We start from the raw sequence: 19,907 nt of genomic DNA, 5'->3' as shown, positions 1-19,907 counted from the left end.
CCTTTGCGGTGCGGAGCGGCCGGACCTTTTACGTAGTTAATTAAGCTTCGGTTTTGAACGGGAAACCAAGCGCCTTGAGCAGCGCGCGGCCTTCGTCGTCGGTCTTGGCGGTGGTCACGACCGTGATGTCCATACCGCGGACGCGGTCGATCTTGTCCTGGTCGATTTCGTGGAACATAACCTGCTCGGTCAGACCGAAGGTGTAGTTGCCGTTGCCATCGAACTGCTTGCCGCTAAGGCCGCGGAAGTCGCGGATACGGGGCAGTGCCAGGGTGACCAGGCGGTCCACGAATTCCCACATGCGGTCGCCACGCAGGGTTGCGTGTGCACCGATGGGCATGCCTTCGCGCAGCTTGAACTGTGCGATCGACTTGCGGGCCTTGGTAACCTGCGGCTTCTGGCCGGTGATCTGGGTGAGGTCGCGGACAGCGCCGTCGATCAGCTTGGAGTCCTTGGCGGCATCTCCAACACCCATGTTCACAACAACCTTCACCAGGCGGGGAACCTGGTTGACGTTGGCGTACTTGAACTCATCCTGGAGCTGGCCCTTGATGGTTTCGGCGTACTTGGTCTTCAGACGGGGAACGATCTTCGTTGCCGGAGTCTCGATGGTCTCAGTCATTAGATGTCCTTCCCGGTGCTCTTGGACACGCGGATACGGACGGTCTTCTTGACGCCGTTCTTCTCCACAGTGTCGAGGCGGAAGCCCACGCGGGTCGGCTTCTTGGTCGACGGGTCAACCAGGGCCACGTTGGAAATGTGGATCGGGGCCTCTACGACCTCGATGCCGCCGGTCTTGGTGCCGCGCTGCGACTGTCCAACCCGGGTGTGCTTGGTAACGCGGTTGATGCCCTCAACCAGCACGCGGTTGGTGTCGGTGAAGACGCGCAGAACCTTGCCCTGCTTGCCACGGTCGCCGCCGCGCTCAGCCTTGGCGCCAGTGATGACCTGAACCAGGTCACCCTTCTTGATCTTTGCAGCCATGGACTAGAGCACCTCCGGAGCCAGAGAAACGATCTTCATGAACTTCTTGTCACGCAGTTCACGACCAACCGGTCCGAAGATACGGGTACCGCGGGGGTCACCGTCGTTCTTCAGGATCACAGCTGCGTTCTCGTCAAACTTGATGTAGGAACCGTCCGCACGGCGGCGTTCCTTCTTGGTACGGACGATGACGGCCTTGACCACATCGCCCTTCTTTACGTTGCCGCCCGGGATTGCATCCTTGACGGTGGCGACAATGACGTCACCGATGCCTGCGTAGCGACGGCCGGATCCACCGAGAACGCGAATGGTAAGGATTTCCTTAGCACCCGTGTTGTCGGCGACCTTGAGTCGCGACTCCTGCTGAATCACTATTTACTCCTTGCGTCGCGCCGGTTCTCAGGCCGTGATCTTGCTACGGAATGAGCCTTGCGGAACGGTTGATCGGGGTGTCTCTTGACCTGCCTGGATTTTGCCAGACCAGGCCTAAACGCCCGTGCCAGAAGCAGTTGCTCCCATTCGGTCCGGGACGGATCCCGGGCGCACAGGGGCACTATGCTGTGGCACGCTTGTTTACGAGGTTGATGATGGCGCGCGAAAGGCGCCATACAAACTCAATATCCTAGCACGTTTTCGGCCAGTCCCCATATCACCACCGTCCCTGCCCCGCAAGCACCGTCCCTGCCCCGCAAGACGGACGACGGCGTCACGTACGGCAGGCTCTCGGCCCGCCAGCACAACGCCTCATCACCTCCTGCAGCAAAACAACCAACGCCCCATCACCTCATGGCGCCCGGCGACGGGAAGTGATGGGGCGTCGCCGTAAATGCGGCGATAGGTGATGGGGCGTTCAGGCGGGACGGACGACGGCGTCACGTACGGCAGGCTCCCGGCCCGCCAGGGTTGCCGCTCCCCCGCCAGCACAACGCCCCTTCACCTCCTGCAGCAAAACCACCAACGCCCCATCACCTCCTGCAGCAAAACAACCAACGCCCCATCACCTCATGGCGCCCGGCGACGGGAAGTGATGGGGCGTCGCCGAAAAAGCGGTGATAAGTGATGGGGCGTCGCCGAAAATGCGGCGATAAGTGATGGGCGTTTAGGCGGGACGGACGACGGCGTCACGCACGGCAGGCTCCCGGGCCGCCAGGGGTGCCGCTCCCCCGCCAGGCCGGGCGCCGCCGTCGTCCGCTGCCGCCAATAGCTGCCCAACGTGACGCCAGTGTTAAACGAGGAAGCCCCCGCTCCGGAAGGGAGCAGGGGCTTCCAGCGAAGCAGCAGGTGCTACTTGGCCTTTTCGAGGATTTCCACGAGCCGCCAGTTCTTGGTGGCGGACAGCGGACGGGTCTCGGCGATGACAACGAGGTCGCCGATGCCGGCGGTGTTCTCTTCGTCGTGTGCCTTGACCTTCGAGGTGCGGCGGATGACCTTGCCGTACAGTGCGTGCTTCACGCGGTCCTCAACCTCGACAACGATGGTCTTTTCCATCTTGTCGGAGACCACGTAGCCGCGACGGGTCTTGCGGTAACCGCGCTGCCCAGCCTTGGCTTCGGTAGCAGTTTCGGTCACGTTCTGGTCCTTTTCACTCACTTGGCGTCCTCCTCGGTCTCAGCCTTTTCAGCCTTGTCGGCCTTCTTGGTTGAAGCCTTCTTGGACTTCTTCTCTTCCTTGGCTTCCACAACCGGTGCGGCAACCTCGGCACGAATGCCCAGCTCGCGTTCGCGGAGAACGGTGTAGATGCGGGCAATGTCCTTCTTGACTGCGCGCAGGCGACCGTGGTTCTCCAGCTGTCCGGTGGCGGACTGGAAACGCAGGTTGAACAGCTCTTCCTTGGCCTTGCGGAGTTCTTCAACGAGACGCTCGTTGTCGAAACCGTCCAGCTGTGCGGGAGCCAGATCCTTGGATCCTACTGCCATTTCTATTCACCACCTTCGCGACGCACGATGCGTGCCTTCAACGGCAGCTTGTGGATTGCCAGGCGCAGGGCCTCGCGAGCTACCTCTTCATTGACACCGGAGAGTTCGAACAGAACCCGGCCCGGCTTGACGTTGGCGACCCACCATTCCGGCGAACCCTTACCGGAACCCATGCGGGTTTCGGCAGGCTTCTTGGTCAGCGGACGGTCCGGGTAGATGTTGATCCAGACCTTACCGCCACGCTTGATGTGGCGGGTCATGGCGATACGAGCGGACTCGATCTGACGGTTGGTGACGTATGCCGGGCTCAGGGCCTGGATGCCGTACTCACCGAAGGAGACCTGGGTGCCGCCCGTAGCAGCGCCGGAACGACCCGGGTGGTGCTGCTTACGGTGCTTTACTCGACGTGGGATAAGCATTTAAGCCTGTCCTCCTTCTGCAGCAGCAGGTGCTGCTTCAACTGCCGGTGCTTCGGCAGCAGGAGCTGCGTCAGCGGCCGGGCGGTCGTTGCGACGGCGGCGGTCACCGCGGTCAGCGCCACCCGGGCGGCCCGGGCGCTCGCCACGGCCACCGCGGGACGGTGCAGCAGCAGCCTGTGCGGCCAGTTCCTTGGCGGTGACGTCACCCTTGTAGATCCAGACCTTCACGCCGATGCGGCCGAAGGTGGTCTTGGCTTCGTAGAAGCCGTAGTCGATGTTCGCGCGGAGGGTGTGCAGGGGCACACGGCCTTCGCGGTAGAACTCCGAGCGGGACATTTCAGCGCCACCCAGGCGGCCCGAGCAGGCGATACGGATGCCCTTGGCACCTGCACGCTGTGCGGACTGCATGGCCTTCTTCATCGCACGGCGGAATGCCACGCGGGAAGTCAGCTGCTCTGCAACGCCCTGGGCAACCAGCTGGGCTTCCATCTCGGGGTTCTTGACCTCGAGGATGTTCAGCTGGACCTGCTTGCCGGTGAGCTTTTCGAGCTCGCCGCGGATGCGGTCTGCTTCTGCTCCACGGCGGCCGATGACGATGCCGGGACGGGCCGTGTGGATGTCCACGCGGACACGGTCACGGGTGCGCTCGATCTCGACCTTGGCGATGCCGGCGCGCTCCATGCCCGTGGACATGAGCTGGCGGATGCGGATGTCTTCGCGAACGAAGTCCTTGTAACGCTGGCCTGCCTTGGTGCTGTCAGCGAACCAGTGCGATACGTGATCGGTGGTGATGCCGAGTCGGAACCCGTGCGGGTTTACTTTCTGTCCCACTTAGCGAGCCTCCTCTTTCTCCGGGGTAGCGACTACCACGGTGATGTGGCTGGTGCGCTTCTTGATCTGAAATGCACGACCCTGGGCACGCGGCTGGAACCGCTTCATGGTCGGGCCTTCATCAACAAACGCTTCGCTGATGATGAGGTCGCCTTCGTCAAACGCCACGCCGTCGCGGTCCGCGAGGACCCGGGCGTTGGAGATTGCTGACTGAACTACCTTGAATACCGGCTCCGAAGCTGCCTGCGGGGCAAACTTCAGAATTGCCAGAGCCTCATTCGCTTGCAATCCACGAACAAGGTTGACGACGCGCCGGGCCTTCATAGGCGTTACGCGGATGTGGCGCGCAATTGCCTTGGCTTCCATTGCTTTCCTTCTCTCGTCTTTGACGTAAACGCAGGCGCCTAGCGGCGCTTGCCCTTACGGTCGTCCTTGACATGGCCGCGGAATGTCCGCGTGGGAGCGAATTCGCCGAGCTTGTGCCCGACCATCGACTCAGTGACAAACACCGGGATGTGCTTGCGTCCGTCGTGTACGGCGATCGTGTGTCCGAGCATGTCGGGGATGATCATCGAACGGCGGGACCAGGTCTTGATGACGTTCTTGGTGCCCTTTTCGTTTTCCCTGGCTACCTTCACAAAGAGGTGCTGGTCAACGAAAGGACCTTTTTTCAGGCTGCGTGGCATGTGTCCAGGCTCCTATCGCTTGTTCTTGCCAGTACGACGGCGACGAACAATAAGCTTGTCGCTCTCTTTGTTGGGGCGGCGGGTGCGGCCTTCACGCTTACCGTTCGGGTTGACGGGGTTACGTCCACCGGAGGTCTTACCCTCACCACCACCGTGCGGGTGGTCAACCGGGTTCATGGCGACACCACGGACGGTCGGGCGGACGCCCTTCCACCGCATACGGCCGGCCTTGCCCCAGTTGATGTTCGACTGCTCGGCGTTGCCAACCTCGCCGACGGTTGCGCGACAGCGCACGTCAACGTTGCGGATTTCGCCGGAAGGCAGACGCAGCTGGGCGAAGCGGCCTTCCTTGGCGACAAGCTGGATGGAGGCACCGGCGGAGCGGCCCATCTTGGCGCCGCCACCCGGACGCAGTTCAACTGCGTGGATAACGGTGCCTACGGGGATGTTGCGCAGGGGCAGGTTGTTGCCAGGCTTGATGTCAGCGTTGGCACCTGCTTCCACGAAGTCACCCTGGGACAGCTTGTTCGGGGCGATGATGTAACGCTTGGTGCCATCAACGTAGTGCAGGAGGGCGATGCGCGCCGTACGGTTCGGATCGTACTCAATTTCTGCAACGCGGGCGTCAACGCCGTCCTTGTCGTGGCGACGGAAGTCGATCAGACGGTACTGGCGCTTGTGTCCGCCACCCTTGTGACGGGTGGTGATCTTACCGGTGTTGTTACGGCCGCCCTTCTTGGGCAGCGGACGTACCAACGACTTTTCCGGCGTCGACCGCGTAATTTCGATGAAGTCCGCTACGCTCGAGCCACGACGGCCCGGGGTAGTCGGCTTGTACTTACGGATTCCCATAATTTATTTCCTCGTTAAAGTGGTCTCCGCTACGCGAGCGGACCGCCGAAGATGTCGATGGTGCCTTCTTTGAGGGTGACAATCGCACGCTTGGTGTTCTTGCGGGTACCCCATCCGAATTTGGTGCGCTTGCGCTTACCGGCACGGTTGATGGTGTTGATCGATTCGACCTTGACGGAGAAGATCTTCTCCACGGCCAGCTTGATCTCGGTCTTGTTCGAACGGGGGTCCACCAGGAAGGTGTACTTGCCCTCGTCGATCAGGCCGTAGCTCTTTTCCGACACGACGGGTGCAAGCACGACGTCGCGGGGATCCTTGATGGTGGCTGCACTCACTTGGCATCCTCCTCGTTCTTTGCTGCCTTGGCGGCAACGAATGCGTCGTAAGCAGCCTTGGTGAAGACAACGTCATCGGAAACGAGAACGTCGTAGGTGTTCAGCTGGTCTGCGTACAGAACGTGAACGCCGGCGAGGTTGCGCACGGACAGTGCAGCAACGTCGTTGTCCCGCTCGATGACGACCAGCAGGTTCTTGCGCTCGGAAACGCCGCGAAGCGTCGCCAGGGCGGTCTTCGACGACGGCTTGTCGCCTGCAACCAGCTCGGAGACAACGTGGATGCGGCCGTTGCGGGCCCGGTCAGACAGTGCGCCGCGCAGTGCAGCAGCAATCATCTTCTTGGGGGTCCGCTGGCTGTAGTCACGCGGGGTGGGACCGTGGACAATGCCACCGCCGGTCATGTGCGGAGCACGGATGGAACCCTGACGGGCGCGGCCGGTGCCCTTCTGCTTGAACGGCTTGCGTCCTGCACCGGAAACTTCGGCGCGGGTCTTGGTCTTGTGGGTTCCCTGGCGGGCAGCAGCGAGCTGGGCAACGACAACCTGGTGCAGCAGCGGCACGTTGGTCTGAACGTCGAAGATCTCTGCAGGCAGGTCAACCTGGACAGTGTTAGCCATTGAACTAGGCTCCCTTCACGGCGGTACGTACGAAGACGACCTGGCCGCGGGCACCGGGAACGGCACCCTTGATCAGGAGCAGCGACTTCTCGACGTCAACCGCGTGAACGGTGAGGTTCAGCGTGGTGTGACGAACGGCGCCCATGCGGCCGGCCATTCTCATGCCCTTGAAGACGCGGCTCGGGGTGGATGCGCCACCGATTGAACCGGGCTTACGGTGGTTCTTGTGGGCACCGTGGGAGGCGCCAACGCCGTGGAAGCCGTGACGCTTCATAACACCGGCGAAGCCCTTGCCCTTGGTGGTGCCGATGACGTCGATCTTCTGGCCGGCTTCGAAGAGCTCTACGGAGAGCTCCTGGCCCAGCTCGTACTCGGCAGCATCTGCGGTACGGAGTTCGACGACGTGGCGGCGAGGCGTGACGCCTGCCTTCTCAAAGTGACCAGCCAGCGGCTTGGTGACCTTGCGGGGATCGATCTGGCCGTAGCCGATCTGAACGGCGACGTAGCCATCGGTCTCAGCGTTGCGCAGCTGGGTGATGACGTTCGAGTCTGCCTGGACCACAGTGACGGGGATGAGCTTGTTGTTCTCGTCCCAGACCTGGGTCATGCCGAGCTTCGTGCCCAGCAGGCCCTTTACGTTACGGGTTGCGGTCATAGTTTCTCAGCACCTCCCTACAGCTTGATTTCGATGTTCACGTCAGCCGGCAGGTCGAGACGCATGAGCGAGTCGACGGCCTTCGGCGTGGGATCGATGATGTCGATAAGACGCTTGTGCGTGCGCATTTCGAAGTGCTCGCGGCTGTCCTTGTACTTGTGCGGAGAGCGGATCACGCAGTACACGTTCTTCTCCGTCGGCAGCGGCACGGGGCCGACTACCGTTGCGCCTGCGCGCGTGACCGTCTCAACGATCTTCCGTGCTGAAACGTCAATGACCTCGTGGTCGTATGACTTCAGCCGGATGCGGATTTTTTGTCCCGCCATGTCGCCTGACTCTCTTTCAGTCTGTGCTTCCCCGGTTTAGGGCTGCCCTGTTCACTTACTCGTTGTATGGCTGCCGAAGCATTTGAGGTCGTAACCACCATCCGCCGCACAAACTGAATCCGGATAAATCCGGGTTCCTCACCTTGCCGGCGTAACCGACCCCCGCGGTCGGGCGTGTCGCGCTGGGCGCACATATAAATCCGCAGTTCCATGGGGGTGGGTTATGTTTGGTCTTCAGCTTGGACCCTGCACCCGGCATTATCCGGATCGGGACGCGAAGAAGCGCTTGAACAACTCATCTAGTATGCCGGAAATCCGCGGCAGATGCGAATCGGCCCCCGTGCCCGGCCTCCAGGGGGCATTGCCGCGGACGGGGACCCGGCTGGATGATAGGGGAATGACCCTGGAGAGCACCGAATCGGTGACTGAACTGGCCCGACGCGTGCCGCCGTCGTTCACGCTTGGCGTCGCGGCAGCGGCATTCCAGATCGAAGGCGCCCTCAAGGCAGGGGGCCGTGGACCGTCAGGGTGGGACGCCTTCGCCGAGAAGCCGGGGGCCATCCTGGACGGCCACTCCCCTGCGGTGGCGTGCGACCACTACAACAGGCTGCCCGAGGACGTGGCGCTGCTGAAGGAGCTGGGCGTTGACTCCTACCGGTTCTCCCTGTCCTGGCCACGCATCCAACCCGGCGGACAGGGTGCCTTCAATGCTGAGGGCCTGGACTTTTACGACCGCCTGATCGACCAGCTCCTCGAGGCCGGCATCTCCCCCATGGCCACCCTCTACCACTGGGACACTCCCCTGCCGCTGGAACACCGGGGCGGCTGGCTCAACAGGGAAACGGCTGAACGGTTCGGCGACTATGCCAGGGCGGCGGGCGAACGGTTTGGCGACCGGGTGGCGCAGTGGGTGACCCTCAACGAGCCGGTATCGGTCACCTTGAACGGGTATGCACTGGGGGTGCACGCCCCGGGCCGCCGGCTGATGTTCGACGCCCTTCCCGCGGTCCACCACCAACTGCTGGCGCACGGGCTCGGCGTGCAGGCGCTGCGGTCCGCCGGCGTCAAGGGCGGGGTTGGCCTGACCAACCTGCATTCACCGGTAAGGCCCGCCAGCCGCAGGATCGGCGACCGGCTGGTGGCTCATCTCTACGACCTGCTGGCGAACAGGGTCTATGCCGATCCCGTGCTGCTGGGCCGGTATCCGTCATTGCCGCTGTACGCCAAGCCCTGGCTGCGTTCCATCGGCAAGGTCTCCGACGCCGACCTCCGGACCATCCACCAGCCGCTGGACTTCTACGGCCTCAACTACTACTTCCCCGTCAAGGTTGCCCTGGGACCGGGCATCACCCCGCTGCCGGCTGACATGCACAAGGAACTTGCGAAGCTGCCCTTCCATGAGGAGGGCTATCCGGAGTACGGCAGCACTGGGTTCGGCTGGCCGGTGGCCCCCGGGCATTTGGGGGTGCTGCTGCAGGAGATGCGGGACCGGTACGGCCAGGCCCTCCCGCCGGTGTACATCACCGAGGGTGGCGCCAGCTTTCCCGAGCCCGACAGCGTGTCGGAGACCCTGGAGGACGCCGACCGCGTGGAGTACCTGGCGTCCCACCTCGGAGCTGCCCTTGAGGCCACCGCGCCCGGCGGTATAGCCGAGGGCGTGGACCTGCGCGGCTACTACGTGTGGACGCTGATGGACAACTTTGAGTGGGCTGCCGGCTACTCGCAGCGCTTCGGGCTGGTGCACGTGGACTTTGACACCCTGGAACGGACACCCAAGCGCTCCTTCTACTGGTACCGGGAGCTTTCCGGCGCCCGCCGTCGCGGCCAGGAGTAGGCGGCGCCCAGCCGGCAGCCGGGCTGTCAGCCGCCGAGCAGCGTCAGGAAAATCAGGACGCAGTTCAGGCCCACTATCAGCGTGGCGCTGGTCCAGCCCGCGATCCGCAGCGGCTTCGAGTCGGCGTGGATTCCCATCACCTTCCGGCTGCCGGTCAGCCTGATGAGAGGAATGAGCGCAAAGGGAATGCCGAAACTCAGCAGGACCTGGCTAAGGACCAGCGCCAGCGTGGGTTCAATACCCGCGCCCAGGACCACCAGTGCCGGGACCAGGGTAACGGTCCTGCGGACCAGCAGCGGCACCCGCAGCTTGAGGAGTCCGCCCATGATGGTGGCACCGGCGTAGCAGCCCACCGAGGTGGACGCGAGCCCCGAGGCCAGCAGGCCGATGGCAAAGACGACGCCGATAACCGGCCCGAGTGCCGAGGTCACGGCAGCGTGGGCGCCGGCGATGGTGTCCGTCCCCTCCACGCCGCGGAGGCTGGAGGCAGCCAGCAGCAGCATGGCGATGTTGACGATACCGGCCAGCAGCAGGGCACCTGCGACATCCACGCGGGTTGCCCGGATGAGCCGCGTCCTGACCAGCGGGTCCGGGGAGAAACCGTGGCGGTCCCGGGCGAGGGCCGAGTGCAGGTAGATGGCATGCGGCATGACCGTGGCTCCCAGCATGCTGGCGGCGAGCAGGACGGTGTCCGTTCCCTCAAACCGCGGGACAAGCCCGGCAAGTGCGCTGCCGCCGTCGGGCGGATTGACGAAAAGGCCTGAGACGAAGCCGACGGCGATAACCCCCAGCAAGGTCAGGATGGCAAGCTCGAAGGCCTTCTGGCTGCGGTGGGACTGCAATGACAGCAACAGCATGGAAGCCAGCCCGATGATCACTCCGCCCTGGAGCAGAGGCAGGCCGAACAGCAGGTTGAGCGCCACTGCCCCGCCGATCACTTCGGCCATGTCGGTGGCACCGGCCACCACTTCCGCCTGCACCCAGTAGGCACGGCGGCCGCGGGTCCCCAGGCGCTGACCCAGGATCTCCGGCAGGCTCATTCCGGTGGCGAGGCCGAGTTTGGCCGACTGGTACTGGATCAGGACGGCCATGGCATTGGCGGCTACCAGGACCCACACCAGCAGGTAGCCGAAGCTTGCGCCGGCGGTCAGGTTGGCAGCGACGTTGCCGGGATCCACGTACGCGATGGCGGCAACGAATGCCGGACCCAGCAGCAGGAGGCGCGACCAGATGCCCGGAGTGGCGGGTTTCGCCGTCATGGTTGAAGCAGCCATCAGATGTCCTCGTCGTTGCGGGCGTCAGTACAACGAGGATAGCGCAGATTTAGGTATACCGAAAAGTAGGAGTAAGGACTGCCTGCAAGCCGGCTGCGGTGCCGGGCTACTGGTTCTTGTTGGCCCGGTTGATCCGCTTCGCCCGGTCAATCTCGTGCCGGAAGTTCTTCCTGGCCCAGACCACTCCGGCTACAACAGCAACCGCAATGATGAGGAAAATAAGCCATCCCATGATGCTCTCCTTTCAGTGCTGCAACAGTATCAGGGGGCCGTTAACGAAAAAGGACAGCCCCGCTGCTTTCGCAGCGGGGCTGTCCTTCAGTTCAGCAAGTACTACTTGATGATCTTGGTGACACGTCCCGAACCAACGGTGCGGCCGCCTTCGCGGATAGCGAAGCCGAGGCCCTCTTCCATAGCGATCGGCTGGATGAGCGCAACGGTCATCTCAGTGTTGTCGCCGGGCATAACCATTTCCGTGCCCTCGGGCAGGGTGATAACGCCGGTTACGTCCGTGGTACGGAAGTAGAACTGCGGGCGGTAGTTGGAGTAGAACGGGTTGTGACGTCCGCCTTCGTCCTTGGACAGGATGTAGACGTTGGCCTCGAAGTCGGTGTGCGGGGTGATGGAACCCGGCTTGACGACAACCTGGCCACGCTCGACATCGTCGCGCTTCAGACCGCGGAGCAGGAGACCACAGTTCTCGCCGGCCCATGCTTCGTCGAGCTGCTTGTGGAACATCTCGATACCGGTAACCGTGGTCTTCTGGACCGGGCGGATGCCGACGATCTCAACCTCGGAGTTGATGGCGAGGGTTCCACGCTCGGCGCGGCCCGTAACAACGGTGCCACGACCGGTGATCGTGAAGACGTCTTCGATCGGCATCAGGAACGGCTTGTCGCGGTCACGTACGGGGTCCGGAACGGACTCGTCGACAGCAGCCATCAGGTCCTCAACGGACTTGACCCACTCGGGATCGCCTTCCAGGGCCTTCAGGCCGGAAACGCGGACGACCGGTGCGTTGTCGCCATCGAAGCCCTGCGAGCTCAGGAGCTCACGAACTTCCATTTCGACGAGGTCGAGGAGTTCCTCGTCCTCAACCATGTCAGCCTTGTTCAGCGCGACCAGCAGGTAGGGAACGCCAACCTGGCGGGCGAGCAGAACGTGCTCGCGGGTCTGGGCCATCGGGCCGTCAGTAGCAGCAACCACCAGGATAGCGCCGTCCATCTGGGCAGCACCGGTGATCATGTTCTTGATGTAGTCAGCGTGGCCGGGGGCGTCAACGTGTGCGTAGTGACGCTTCTCGGTCTGGTACTCCACGTGGGAGATGTTGATGGTAATACCGCGCTGACGCTCTTCGGGTGCAGAGTCGATCGACGCGAAGTCACGCTTCTCGTTGAGATCCGGGTACTTGTCGTACAGCACCTTGGAAATGGCGGCCGTCAGCGTCGTCTTACCGTGGTCAACGTGACCAATGGTGCCGATGTTGACGTGCGGCTTAGTCCGCTCGAACTTTGCCTTTGCCACAGGTTCCTCCTAGAACGTTTTCAAATAACTTGCCCTCCAGCCGCGCTTATCGCGGTAGAACTCAGGCAAGTCTACTTGGGGGCTTTGGATTGGTGAAATTGCAGATTCAGGAACTAATACTAATCCCCTGAGCCTGTTCGTGCAGGGGCCGGAACCGGCTGCCGGATTACTCCGGCCGGCCCGGCCACCTGCACCGGCCGGGCTGTCCTATGGCGGACCGCCCAGCCGGGGTGTTCGCTTTGAAAGTCCGGAAGGACTACTCGCCGCGGGACTTCTGAATGATCTCGTCGGCAACAGCCTTCGGGACCTCGGCGTAGCTGTTGAACGTCATGGAGTACACAGCGCGGCCCTGGGTCTTGGAGCGCAGGTCGCCGATGTAGCCGAACATGCCGGACAGCGGCACGTGGGCACGGACAACCTTCACACCGGCTGCGTCTTCCATGGACTGCATCTGGCCACGGCGGGAGTTGAGGTCGCCGATCACGTCACCCATGTATTCCTCAGGCGTACGTACTTCGACATCCATCAGCGGTTCCAGCAGGACAGGGTTCGCCTTGCGCGCGGCTTCCTTGAAAGCCATGCGGCCGGCGATCTTGAACGCCATTTCCGAGGAGTCAACATCGTGGTACGCGCCGTCAAGCAGCGTGGCCTTGATGCCGACAACCGGGTAACCGGCCAGGACGCCGTCGTTCAGCGCGTCCTGGATACCAGCGTCAACAGACGGGATGTATTCGCGCGGAACGCGGCCACCGGTGACCTTGTTCTCGAACTCGTACAGCTCGCCCTCGGCGGTGTCCAGCGGCTCGATGGCAATCTGGACCTTTGCGAACTGGCCCGAACCACCGGTCTGCTTCTTGTGCGTGTAGTCGTGCTTCTCGACTGCGCGCTTGATGGTCTCGCGGTAAGCAACCTGCGGCTTACCCACGTTGGCCTCAACCTTGAATTCGCGGCGCATGCGGTCCACCAGGATGTCCAGGTGGAGCTCGCCCATGCCGGCGATGATGGTCTGGCCGGTGTCTTCGTTGAGGGACACCTGGAAGGTGGGGTCCTCTGCGGAGAGCTTCTGGATGGCCGTGGAGAGCTTCTCCTGGTCACCCTTGGTGTTCGGCTCGATGGCCACGGAGATCACGGGCTCGGGGAAGCTCATGGACTCCAGGACGATCTGGTTGTTGGAATCACACAGGGTGTCGCCCGTGGTGGTGTCCTTCAGGCCGATGGCTGCGTAGATGTGGCCAGCAGTGGCTGCCTCAACCGGCATTTCCTTGTTGGCGTGCATCTGGAACAGCTTGCCGATGCGCTCACGCTTGCCCTTGGTGGAGTTGACCACCTGGGCACCGGATTCCACGTGACCGGAGTACACGCGGATGAAGGTGAGCTGACCGAAGAACGGGTGTGCCGCAATCTTGAACGCCAGGGCCGAGAACGGCTCGTCGGCGGAAGGCTTGCGGGTCAGTTCCTTCTCTTCGTCCTTGGGATCGTGGCCGATCATCGGAGGAACGTCGAGCGGGTTCGGCAGGTAGTCCACCACTGCGTCGAGCATGGGCTGGACACCGCGGTTCTTGAAGGCGGAGCCACAGAACACCGGGTACAGCTCGGAGTTGATGGTCATCTTGCGGATGCCGGCCTTGAGCTCGTCGATGGTGAGCTCTTCGCCTTCCAGGTACTTCTCCATAAGTTCCTCGGAGGACTCTGCAACGGTCTCGACGAGCGCTGCGCGGTACTCTTCGGCCTTCTCCTGGAGGTCCGCGGGGATCTCCTGGATTTCGTACTTGGCACCCATGGTCACGTCGCCCTTGGCGTCGCCCGGCCAAACCAGGGCACGCATGTAGAGCAGGTCGACGACGCCGATGAAGTCGTTCTCGGCACCGATGGGCAGCTGCATGACCAGCGGCTTGGCGCCGAGGCGGCTGATGATGGTGTCTACGGTGAAGTAGAAGTCAGCACCGAGCTTGTCCATCTTGTTGACGAAGCAGATGCGGGGAACGTTGTACTTGTCAGCCTGGCGCCAAACGGTCTCGGACTGCGGCTCAACGCCTTCCTTGCCATCGAAGACAGCAACTGCACCGTCGAGGACGCGCAGGGAGCGCTCAACCTCAACCGTGAAGTCCACGTGGCCGGGGGTGTCGATGATGTTGATCTGGTTGTTTTCCCAGAAGCAGGTCACGGCGGCAGACGTGATGGTGATGCCGCGTTCCTTTTCCTGTTCCATCCAGTCAGTGGTCGAAGCGCCGTCGTGCGTTTCGCCGATCTTGTGGTTCACACCCGTGTAGAACAGGATGCGCTCGGTGGTAGTGGTCTTGCCGGCATCGATGTGGGCCATGATGCCGATGTTGCGGACCTTGCTAAGGTCGGTAAGCACGTCCTGTGCCACGGGGTCTCCTTTTGGGATGGACTACACGTTTGCCGCCGGCTCGGTTGAGCCGGCGGCGTCCGGGGAGTATTACCAGCGGTAGTGTGCGAAGGCCTTGTTGGACTCGGCCATCTTGTGGGTGTCTTCGCGACGCTTCACAGCGGCACCGAGACCGTTGGACGCATCCAGGATTTCGTTCTGGAGGCGCTCGGTCATCGTCTTTTCGCGGCGGGCCTTGGAGTAGCCAACCAGCCACCGCAGGGCGAGTGCGGTGGAGCGGCCCGGCTTGACCTCAACCGGAACCTGGTAGGTGGCGCCACCGACACGGCGGGAGCGGACCTCGAGGGAAGGCTTGACGTTGTCCATGGCCTTCTTGAGGGCTGCAACGGGGTCGCCGCCGGACTTGGCGCGGGCGCCTTCGAGTGCACCGTAGACAATGCGCTCTGCCGTGGACTTCTTGCCGTCAACGAGCACCTTGTTGATGAGCTGGGTTACCAGCGGGGAACCGTATACCGGATCCGAAACGAGCGGCCGCTTGGGGGCCGGACCCTTGCGAGGCATATTACTTCTTCTCCATCTTTGCGCCGTAGCGGCTGCGGGCCTGCTTACGGTTCTTCACACCCTGGGTATCGAGGGCGCCACGGACGATCTTGTAGCGGACACCCGGGAGGTCCTTAACACGACCACCGCGAACGAGCACAATGGAGTGCTCCTGCAGGTTGTGGCCAACACCGGGGATGTAGGCGGTAACTTCCACGCCGCCGTTGAGGCGCACACGTGCCACCTTACGCAGAGCCGAGTTCGGCTTCTTCGGGGTGGTGGTGTAGACGCGGGTGCAAACACCGCGGCGCATGGGGCTGCCCTTAAGCGCGGGAGCCTTGGTCTTTGAGACCTTAGGCGTGCGGCCCTTGCGGACCAGCTGGTTAATCGTAGGCACTCTCGTGTTCTCCGTTTTATCCGGAGTGGCTGTTTCCCGCCACTCTCTTGTTGCGATGCCCCGCCGCCCGGGCCACGAAGATGATCTCCAAGGCGGCGAAGGCGAAGCCTTAATAGTCGGATCACATGCCGGGGACCGGTTCAGGACCAATGTTCCCTAGGCATGCAAAAATGTGGCATACGTTGCACAAGAACCCTGCAAACCGGAAACGTCGCTCTGGTCAGGCCTTACAGCCATGACCGGCGCTCTCATCCACTGCCACAATAACAATTGGTAACAAGTCTAGCATGGACAGGCTCCATGCCTTAATCGACGGGGTTAAACGGGGATGGTCCCGCACCAAGCGGTGCGGGACCATCCCTTCGTCAGGCGTGAACCGGGTGGTTACCGGAAGTCGTTGCCCAGGTCGTAGTCATCCAGCGGGATGGCGTGGAACTCGGGAGCTCCGTCCCCGCCCAGGGTGTCGTACGAGAAGTCACTGAAAGCGCTGGGGCCGGTGAACAGGTTGGCCTTTGCTTCCTCAGTGGGCTCCACGGTGACCTCGGTGTAGCGCGGGAGGCCCGTGCCGGCCGGGATCAGCTTACCGATGATCACGTTCTCCTTGAGGCCCAGCAGCGGATCGCTCTTGCCTTCCATGGCCGCCTGCGTCAGGACGCGGGTGGTCTCCTGGAAGGAAGCTGCGGACAGCCAGGACTCGGTGGCCAGCGATGCCTTGGTGATGCCCATGAGCTCGGGACGTCCGGAAGCCGGAGTCTTGCCCTCGGACACAACGCGGCGGTTCGCTTCCTCGAACCGGCTGCGTTCGGCGAGCTCGCCGGGCAGCAGGTCCGATTCACCGGACTCGATGACCGTGACGCGGCGCAGCATCTGGCGGACGATAACCTCGACGTGCTTGTCGTGGATACCAATGCCCTGGCTGCGGTACACGCCCTGGACTTCGTCCACCAGGAACTTCTGTGCCGCACGCGGACCCATAATGCGCAGGACCTGCTTGGGGTCCACCGGGCCGTTGATCAGCTTCTGGCCGACGGAAACGTGGTCCCCGTCCTCGATCAGCAGGCGTGAACGGCGCAGCACCGGGTAGGCGATCTCTTCCGAGCCGTCATCCGGGGTTATGACCAGGCGCATCTGGCGCTCGGACTCTTCGATGGTGATGCGGCCGGCTGCTTCAGCAATCGGGGCAACACCCTTCGGAGTACGGGCTTCGAAGAGCTCCTGGATACGGGGCAGACCCTGGGTGATGTCGTCGCCACCGCCGGCGGACACAGCGCCACCGGTGTGGAACGTACGCATGGTCAGCTGGGTACCGGGCTCACCGATGGACTGTGCGGCGATGATGCCGACGGCCTCGCCGATGTCAACGGTCTTGCCGGTGGCCAGCGAACGGCCGTAGCACAGGGCGCAGGTGCCAACGCTGGACTCACAGGTGAGGACGGAGCGGACCTTGACCTCGGTAATGCCTGCCTTGAAGAGCTCGGCGATGACCACGTCGCCGCAGTCGGTGCCGGCGGCTGCGAGGACGTTGCCCTCGGAGTCGACGACGTCGACGGCCAGCGTCCGTGCGTAGGCGCTGTTTTCGACGTTCTCGTCCAGGACCAGCTCACCGTTGGAGTCGGCGACGGCGATGGGCGTGACCAGGCCGCGCTCGGTGCCGCAGTCCTCTTCGCGGACGATGACGTCCTGCGAGACGTCCACCAGACGACGGGTCAGGTAACCCGAGTTGGCGGTACGCAGAGCGGTATCGGCCAGGCCCTTACGGGCACCGTGCGTGGCGATGAAGTATTCCAGCACCGACAGGCCCTCGCGGTAGGAGGACTTGATGGGACGCGGGATAATCTCACCCTTCGGGTTGGCCACCAGGCCACGGATACCCGCGATCTGGCGGACCTGCATCCAGTTACCACGAGCACCGGAGGACACCATGCGGTTGATGGTGTTCATCGGGGACAGGCTTTCACGCATCACCGAGGCGATGTCGTTGGTGGCCTTGTTCCAGATCTCGATGAGTTCCTGGCGGCGCTCGTCGTCGTCGATCAGGCCCTTGTCGTACTGGCCCTGGATCTTGGCGGCGCGCTCTTCGTACCCGGCAAGGATTTCCGGCTTGGCGGCCGGGACCTCGATGTCGGAGATGGCGACGGTGACGCCCGAGCGGGTGGCCCAGTAGAAGCCGGCATCCTTCAGGTTGTCCAGCGTGGCAGCCGTGACGACCTTCGGGTAGCGCTCGGCGAGGTCGTTGACGATGCGGGACAGTTCGCCCTTGTCGGCAACGGCTTCAACCCAGGGGTAGTCCTCGGGCAGGGTCTCGTTGAAGAGGACCTGGCCCAGTGAGGTCTGGACGAGGGCCGGCTGACCCGGCTCCCAGCCTTCCGGAGCTTCCCAGCCGGCGTACGGCACGAAGCCTTCGAGGCGGATCTTGACCTGCGAGTTCAGGTGCAGCTCGCGGGCGTCGAACGCCATGATGGCCTCGGAGACCGAACCGAAGATGCGGCCTTCACCGGCTGAACCCTTGCGCTTGGTGGTCAAGTGGTACAGGCCGATGATCATGTCCTGCGAAGGCAGGGTGACCGGGCGTCCGTCGGAGGGCTTCAGGATGTTGTTCGAGGACAGCATCAGGATGCGGGCCTCAGCCTGCGCCTCGGGGCTCAGCGGCAGGTGGACTGCCATCTGGTCGCCGTCGAAGTCGGCGTTGAACGCACCACAAACCAGCGGGTGGAGCTGGATGGCCTTGCCTTCAACAAGCTGCGGCTCGAACGCCTGGATGCCCAGGCGGTGCAGGGTAGGTGCACGGTTGAGCAGCACCGGGTGTTCGGTGATGATCTCTTCGAGCACGTCCCAGACCTGCGGGCGGTAGCGCTCCACCATCCGCTTGGCCGACTTGATGTTCTGGGCGTGGTTGAGGTCAACCAGGCGCTTCATCACGAACGGCTTGAAGAGCTCCAGGGCCATCTGCTTGGGCAGTCCGCACTGGTGCAGCTTCAACTGCGGGCCGACGACGATGACCGAACGGCCGGAGTAGTCGACGCGCTTGCCGAGGAGGTTCTGGCGGAAACGGCCCTGCTTGCCCTTGAGCATGTCGCTCAGGGACTTCAGCGGACGGTTGCCCGGCCCGGTGACCGGACGGCCGCGGCGGCCGTTGTCGAAGAGGCTGTCAACAGCTTCCTGAAGCATGCGCTTCTCGTTGTTGACGATGATCTCCGGAGCACCCAGGTCAAGCAGGCGCTTGAGGCGGTTGTTGCGGTTGATCACGCGGCGGTACAGGTCGTTGAGGTCGGAGGTCGCGAAGCGGCCACCGTCCAGCTGGACCATGGGGCGCAGTTCCGGCGGGATCACCGGGACGGCGTCAAGGACCATGCCAAGCGGGCTGTTGTTGGTGGTCAGGAATGCGTTGACCACCTTGAGGCGCTTGAGGGCGCGGGTCTTGCGCTGGCCCTTGCCGTTGGCGATGACATCGCGCAGCGCCTCGGACTCGGCCTGCATGTCGAAGTTCTCAAGGCGCTTCTTGATGGCTTCGGCACCCATGGAGCCTTCGAAGTACATGCCGTAGCGGTCACGCAGTTCGCGGTAGAGGCCTTCGTCACCCTCGAGGTCGGCGACCTTCAGGTTCTTGAAGCGGTCCCAGACCTGCTCGAGGCGCTCGATGTCGGCGTCGGCGCGCTTGCGCACGTTGGCCATCTGGCGGTCGGCGGAGTCGCGGGCCTTCTTCTTGTCGGCAGCCTTGGCGCCTTCGCCCTCGAGGCGGGCGATTTCGCCTTCGAGGTCCCGGGCGATCGCGGCGATGTCGGCGTCGCGGTTGTCGATCAGCTGCTTCTTCTCGATGTCGTGCTCAACCTGCAGGTTGGGCAGTTCCTCGTGGCGGGCAGCCTCGTCGACGCTGGTGATCATGTAGGCAGCGAAGTAGATGACCTTTTCCAGGTCCTTCGGTGCCAGGTCAAGGAGGTAGCCCAGGCGGGAGGGAACACCCTTGAAGTACCAGATGTGCGTGACGGGGGCGGCCAGTTCGATGTGGCCCATGCGCTCACGGCGGACCTTGGCGCGGGTGACTTCGACGCCACAGCGCTCACAGATGATGCCCTTGAAGCGCACGCGCTTGTACTTGCCGCAGTAGCATTCCCAGTCGCGGGACGGGCCGAAGATCTTCTCGCAGAAGAGGCCGTCCTTCTCAGGCTTGAGCGTGCGGTAGTTGATGGTTTCCGGCTTCTTAACCTCGCCGTACGACCAGCCGCGGATGTCTTCCGCGGTGGCGAGGCCGATCTGCATGAGGCCGAAGGAGGATTCGCTGGACATATGGTCCCTGTTCTCTCTTGTTCTCTAAATTCTGAAGTCTTAGGTGCGGGATGAGGGAGGAGGCGTTCGACGGCGGGTGCGCA

The 19,907-nt window shown here is 63.0% G+C and carries 22 protein-coding genes; 1 reads left to right on the top strand and 21 read right to left on the bottom strand.

The annotated features are described in order from the left end of the window. Positions 1-40: 40 nt before the first annotated feature. From rplE to rpsJ, 14 genes are all read right to left on the bottom strand, one after another. Complete coding sequence (gene rplE / locus RM50_RS15640; protein ID WP_043454613.1) at positions 41-622, bottom strand: 50S ribosomal protein L5; 582 nt, start codon at positions 620-622, stop codon at positions 41-43. Further along, positions 622-984, bottom strand: coding sequence for a 50S ribosomal protein L24 (gene rplX, locus RM50_RS15635; protein ID WP_043454610.1), 363 nt, complete (start codon positions 982-984; stop codon positions 622-624). Before rplX ends, rplE begins: the two co-directional genes overlap by 1 nt. Positions 985-987: 3 nt before the next feature. Next, the gene (gene rplN / locus RM50_RS15630) at positions 988-1,356 is read right to left on the bottom strand and encodes a 50S ribosomal protein L14 (RefSeq protein WP_003803789.1); all 369 of its coding nucleotides are present in this window, start codon (positions 1,354-1,356) and stop codon (positions 988-990) included. Positions 1,357-2,268: 912 nt separating this feature from the next. Further along, entirely contained in the window at positions 2,269-2,574 is a 306-nt protein-coding gene (gene rpsQ / locus RM50_RS15625) for a 30S ribosomal protein S17 (protein ID WP_043454607.1), read from the bottom strand. Further along, positions 2,571-2,900 (bottom strand): 50S ribosomal protein L29, encoded by a 330-nt coding sequence (gene rpmC, locus RM50_RS21175; protein WP_018769136.1) that lies wholly within the window; start codon positions 2,898-2,900, stop codon positions 2,571-2,573. Before rpmC ends, rpsQ begins: the two co-directional genes overlap by 4 nt. A gap of 2 nt (positions 2,901-2,902) precedes the next feature. Continuing rightward, entirely contained in the window at positions 2,903-3,319 is a 417-nt protein-coding gene (gene rplP, locus RM50_RS15615) for a 50S ribosomal protein L16 (RefSeq protein WP_043454603.1), read from the bottom strand. Further along, the gene (rpsC, locus tag RM50_RS15610; RefSeq protein WP_043454600.1) at positions 3,320-4,150 is read right to left on the bottom strand and encodes a 30S ribosomal protein S3; all 831 of its coding nucleotides are present in this window, start codon (positions 4,148-4,150) and stop codon (positions 3,320-3,322) included. Beyond that, a complete protein-coding gene (gene rplV / locus RM50_RS15605; protein WP_009358304.1) occupies positions 4,151-4,516 on the bottom strand; it encodes a 50S ribosomal protein L22 in 366 nt (121 codons plus the stop codon). 38 nt (positions 4,517-4,554) lie between these two features. Next, the gene (rpsS, locus tag RM50_RS15600) at positions 4,555-4,836 is read right to left on the bottom strand and encodes a 30S ribosomal protein S19 (RefSeq protein WP_003803803.1); all 282 of its coding nucleotides are present in this window, start codon (positions 4,834-4,836) and stop codon (positions 4,555-4,557) included. 12 nt (positions 4,837-4,848) lie between these two features. After that, positions 4,849-5,688 (bottom strand): 50S ribosomal protein L2, encoded by an 840-nt coding sequence (gene rplB, locus RM50_RS15595; protein ID WP_043454598.1) that lies wholly within the window; start codon positions 5,686-5,688, stop codon positions 4,849-4,851. 29 nt (positions 5,689-5,717) lie between these two features. Then, positions 5,718-6,023: a 50S ribosomal protein L23 gene (gene rplW / locus RM50_RS15590; RefSeq protein ID WP_011692807.1), complete on the bottom strand. Its 306-nt coding sequence runs from the start codon at positions 6,021-6,023 to the stop codon at positions 5,718-5,720. Continuing rightward, positions 6,020-6,640 (bottom strand): 50S ribosomal protein L4, encoded by a 621-nt coding sequence (rplD, locus tag RM50_RS15585; protein ID WP_043454595.1) that lies wholly within the window; start codon positions 6,638-6,640, stop codon positions 6,020-6,022. The genes rplW and rplD overlap by 4 nt, the downstream gene beginning before the upstream one ends. 4 nt (positions 6,641-6,644) lie before the next feature. Continuing rightward, on the bottom strand, positions 6,645-7,295 hold the full coding sequence (rplC, locus tag RM50_RS15580) for a 50S ribosomal protein L3 (RefSeq protein ID WP_043454592.1): 651 nt from the start codon (positions 7,293-7,295) through the stop codon (positions 6,645-6,647). A gap of 17 nt (positions 7,296-7,312) precedes the next feature. Continuing rightward, positions 7,313-7,621, bottom strand: coding sequence for a 30S ribosomal protein S10 (rpsJ, locus tag RM50_RS15575; RefSeq protein ID WP_003803825.1), 309 nt, complete (start codon positions 7,619-7,621; stop codon positions 7,313-7,315). Positions 7,622-8,018: 397 nt separating this feature from the next. Between rpsJ and RM50_RS15570 the strand changes: the two genes are divergently transcribed. After that, positions 8,019-9,455 carry a GH1 family beta-glucosidase gene (locus tag RM50_RS15570; RefSeq protein WP_043454588.1) on the top strand — a complete coding sequence of 479 codons (1,437 nt, stop codon included), beginning with the start codon at positions 8,019-8,021 and terminating at the stop codon, positions 9,453-9,455. A gap of 26 nt (positions 9,456-9,481) precedes the next feature. On the opposite strand, the gene RM50_RS15565 is transcribed toward RM50_RS15570, so the two are convergent. From RM50_RS15565 to RM50_RS15540, 7 genes are all read right to left on the bottom strand, one after another. Further along, complete coding sequence (locus RM50_RS15565) at positions 9,482-10,729, bottom strand: Nramp family divalent metal transporter (RefSeq protein ID WP_043454585.1); 1,248 nt, start codon at positions 10,727-10,729, stop codon at positions 9,482-9,484. Positions 10,730-10,835: 106 nt separating this feature from the next. Continuing rightward, positions 10,836-10,961 (bottom strand): hypothetical protein, encoded by a 126-nt coding sequence (locus RM50_RS21170; RefSeq protein ID WP_276202738.1) that lies wholly within the window; start codon positions 10,959-10,961, stop codon positions 10,836-10,838. 101 nt (positions 10,962-11,062) lie between these two features. Next, complete coding sequence (gene tuf, locus RM50_RS15560; RefSeq protein ID WP_013601835.1) at positions 11,063-12,253, bottom strand: elongation factor Tu; 1,191 nt, start codon at positions 12,251-12,253, stop codon at positions 11,063-11,065. Positions 12,254-12,509: 256 nt separating this feature from the next. Continuing rightward, a complete protein-coding gene (gene fusA / locus RM50_RS15555) occupies positions 12,510-14,624 on the bottom strand; it encodes an elongation factor G (RefSeq protein ID WP_043454582.1) in 2,115 nt (704 codons plus the stop codon). 69 nt (positions 14,625-14,693) lie between these two features. Further along, positions 14,694-15,164, bottom strand: coding sequence for a 30S ribosomal protein S7 (gene rpsG / locus RM50_RS15550; protein WP_003803829.1), 471 nt, complete (start codon positions 15,162-15,164; stop codon positions 14,694-14,696). Position 15,165: 1 nt separating this feature from the next. Next, the gene (gene rpsL, locus RM50_RS15545; RefSeq protein ID WP_009358312.1) at positions 15,166-15,540 is read right to left on the bottom strand and encodes a 30S ribosomal protein S12; all 375 of its coding nucleotides are present in this window, start codon (positions 15,538-15,540) and stop codon (positions 15,166-15,168) included. A 384-nt stretch (positions 15,541-15,924) separates the two neighbouring features. Then, a complete protein-coding gene (locus RM50_RS15540; protein WP_043454579.1) occupies positions 15,925-19,824 on the bottom strand; it encodes a DNA-directed RNA polymerase subunit beta' in 3,900 nt (1,299 codons plus the stop codon). Between the last annotated feature and the right edge of the window lie 83 nt (positions 19,825-19,907).

The organism is Pseudarthrobacter phenanthrenivorans, assembly GCF_000813845.1.
Taxonomy (GTDB): Bacteria; Actinomycetota; Actinomycetes; order Actinomycetales; family Micrococcaceae; genus Arthrobacter; species Arthrobacter phenanthrenivorans_B.
The sequence above is the reverse complement of the archived record's forward strand: the minus strand, read 5'-3'. Positions and strand labels throughout refer to the sequence as shown.

Bases quoted from the DNA above. Each gene is read 5' to 3' on its own strand.
- rplE (WP_043454613.1), bottom strand. From the start codon at position 622: ATGACTGAGACCATCGAGACTCCGGCAACGAAGATCGTTCCCCGTCTG.
- rplX (WP_043454610.1), bottom strand. From the start codon at position 984: ATGGCTGCAAAGATCAAGAAGGGTGACCTGGTTCAGGTCATCACTGGC.
- rpmC (WP_018769136.1), bottom strand. From the start codon at position 2,900: ATGGCAGTAGGATCCAAGGATCTGGCTCCCGCACAGCTGGACGGTTTC.
- rplP (WP_043454603.1), bottom strand. From the start codon at position 3,319: ATGCTTATCCCACGTCGAGTAAAGCACCGTAAGCAGCACCACCCGGGT.
- rplV (WP_009358304.1), bottom strand. From the start codon at position 4,516: ATGGAAGCCAAGGCAATTGCGCGCCACATCCGCGTAACGCCTATGAAG.
- rpsS (WP_003803803.1), bottom strand. From the start codon at position 4,836: ATGCCACGCAGCCTGAAAAAAGGTCCTTTCGTTGACCAGCACCTCTTT.
- rplB (WP_043454598.1), bottom strand. From the start codon at position 5,688: ATGGGAATCCGTAAGTACAAGCCGACTACCCCGGGCCGTCGTGGCTCG.
- rplD (WP_043454595.1), bottom strand. From the start codon at position 6,640: ATGGCTAACACTGTCCAGGTTGACCTGCCTGCAGAGATCTTCGACGTT.
- rplC (WP_043454592.1), bottom strand. From the start codon at position 7,295: ATGACCGCAACCCGTAACGTAAAGGGCCTGCTGGGCACGAAGCTCGGC.
- rpsJ (WP_003803825.1), bottom strand. From the start codon at position 7,621: ATGGCGGGACAAAAAATCCGCATCCGGCTGAAGTCATACGACCACGAG.
- RM50_RS15570 (WP_043454588.1), top strand. From the start codon at position 8,019: ATGACCCTGGAGAGCACCGAATCGGTGACTGAACTGGCCCGACGCGTG.
- RM50_RS15565 (WP_043454585.1), bottom strand. From the start codon at position 10,729: ATGGCTGCTTCAACCATGACGGCGAAACCCGCCACTCCGGGCATCTGG.
- RM50_RS21170 (WP_276202738.1), bottom strand. From the start codon at position 10,961: ATGGGATGGCTTATTTTCCTCATCATTGCGGTTGCTGTTGTAGCCGGA.
- rpsG (WP_003803829.1), bottom strand. From the start codon at position 15,164: ATGCCTCGCAAGGGTCCGGCCCCCAAGCGGCCGCTCGTTTCGGATCCG.
- RM50_RS15540 (WP_043454579.1), bottom strand. From the start codon at position 19,824: ATGTCCAGCGAATCCTCCTTCGGCCTCATGCAGATCGGCCTCGCCACC.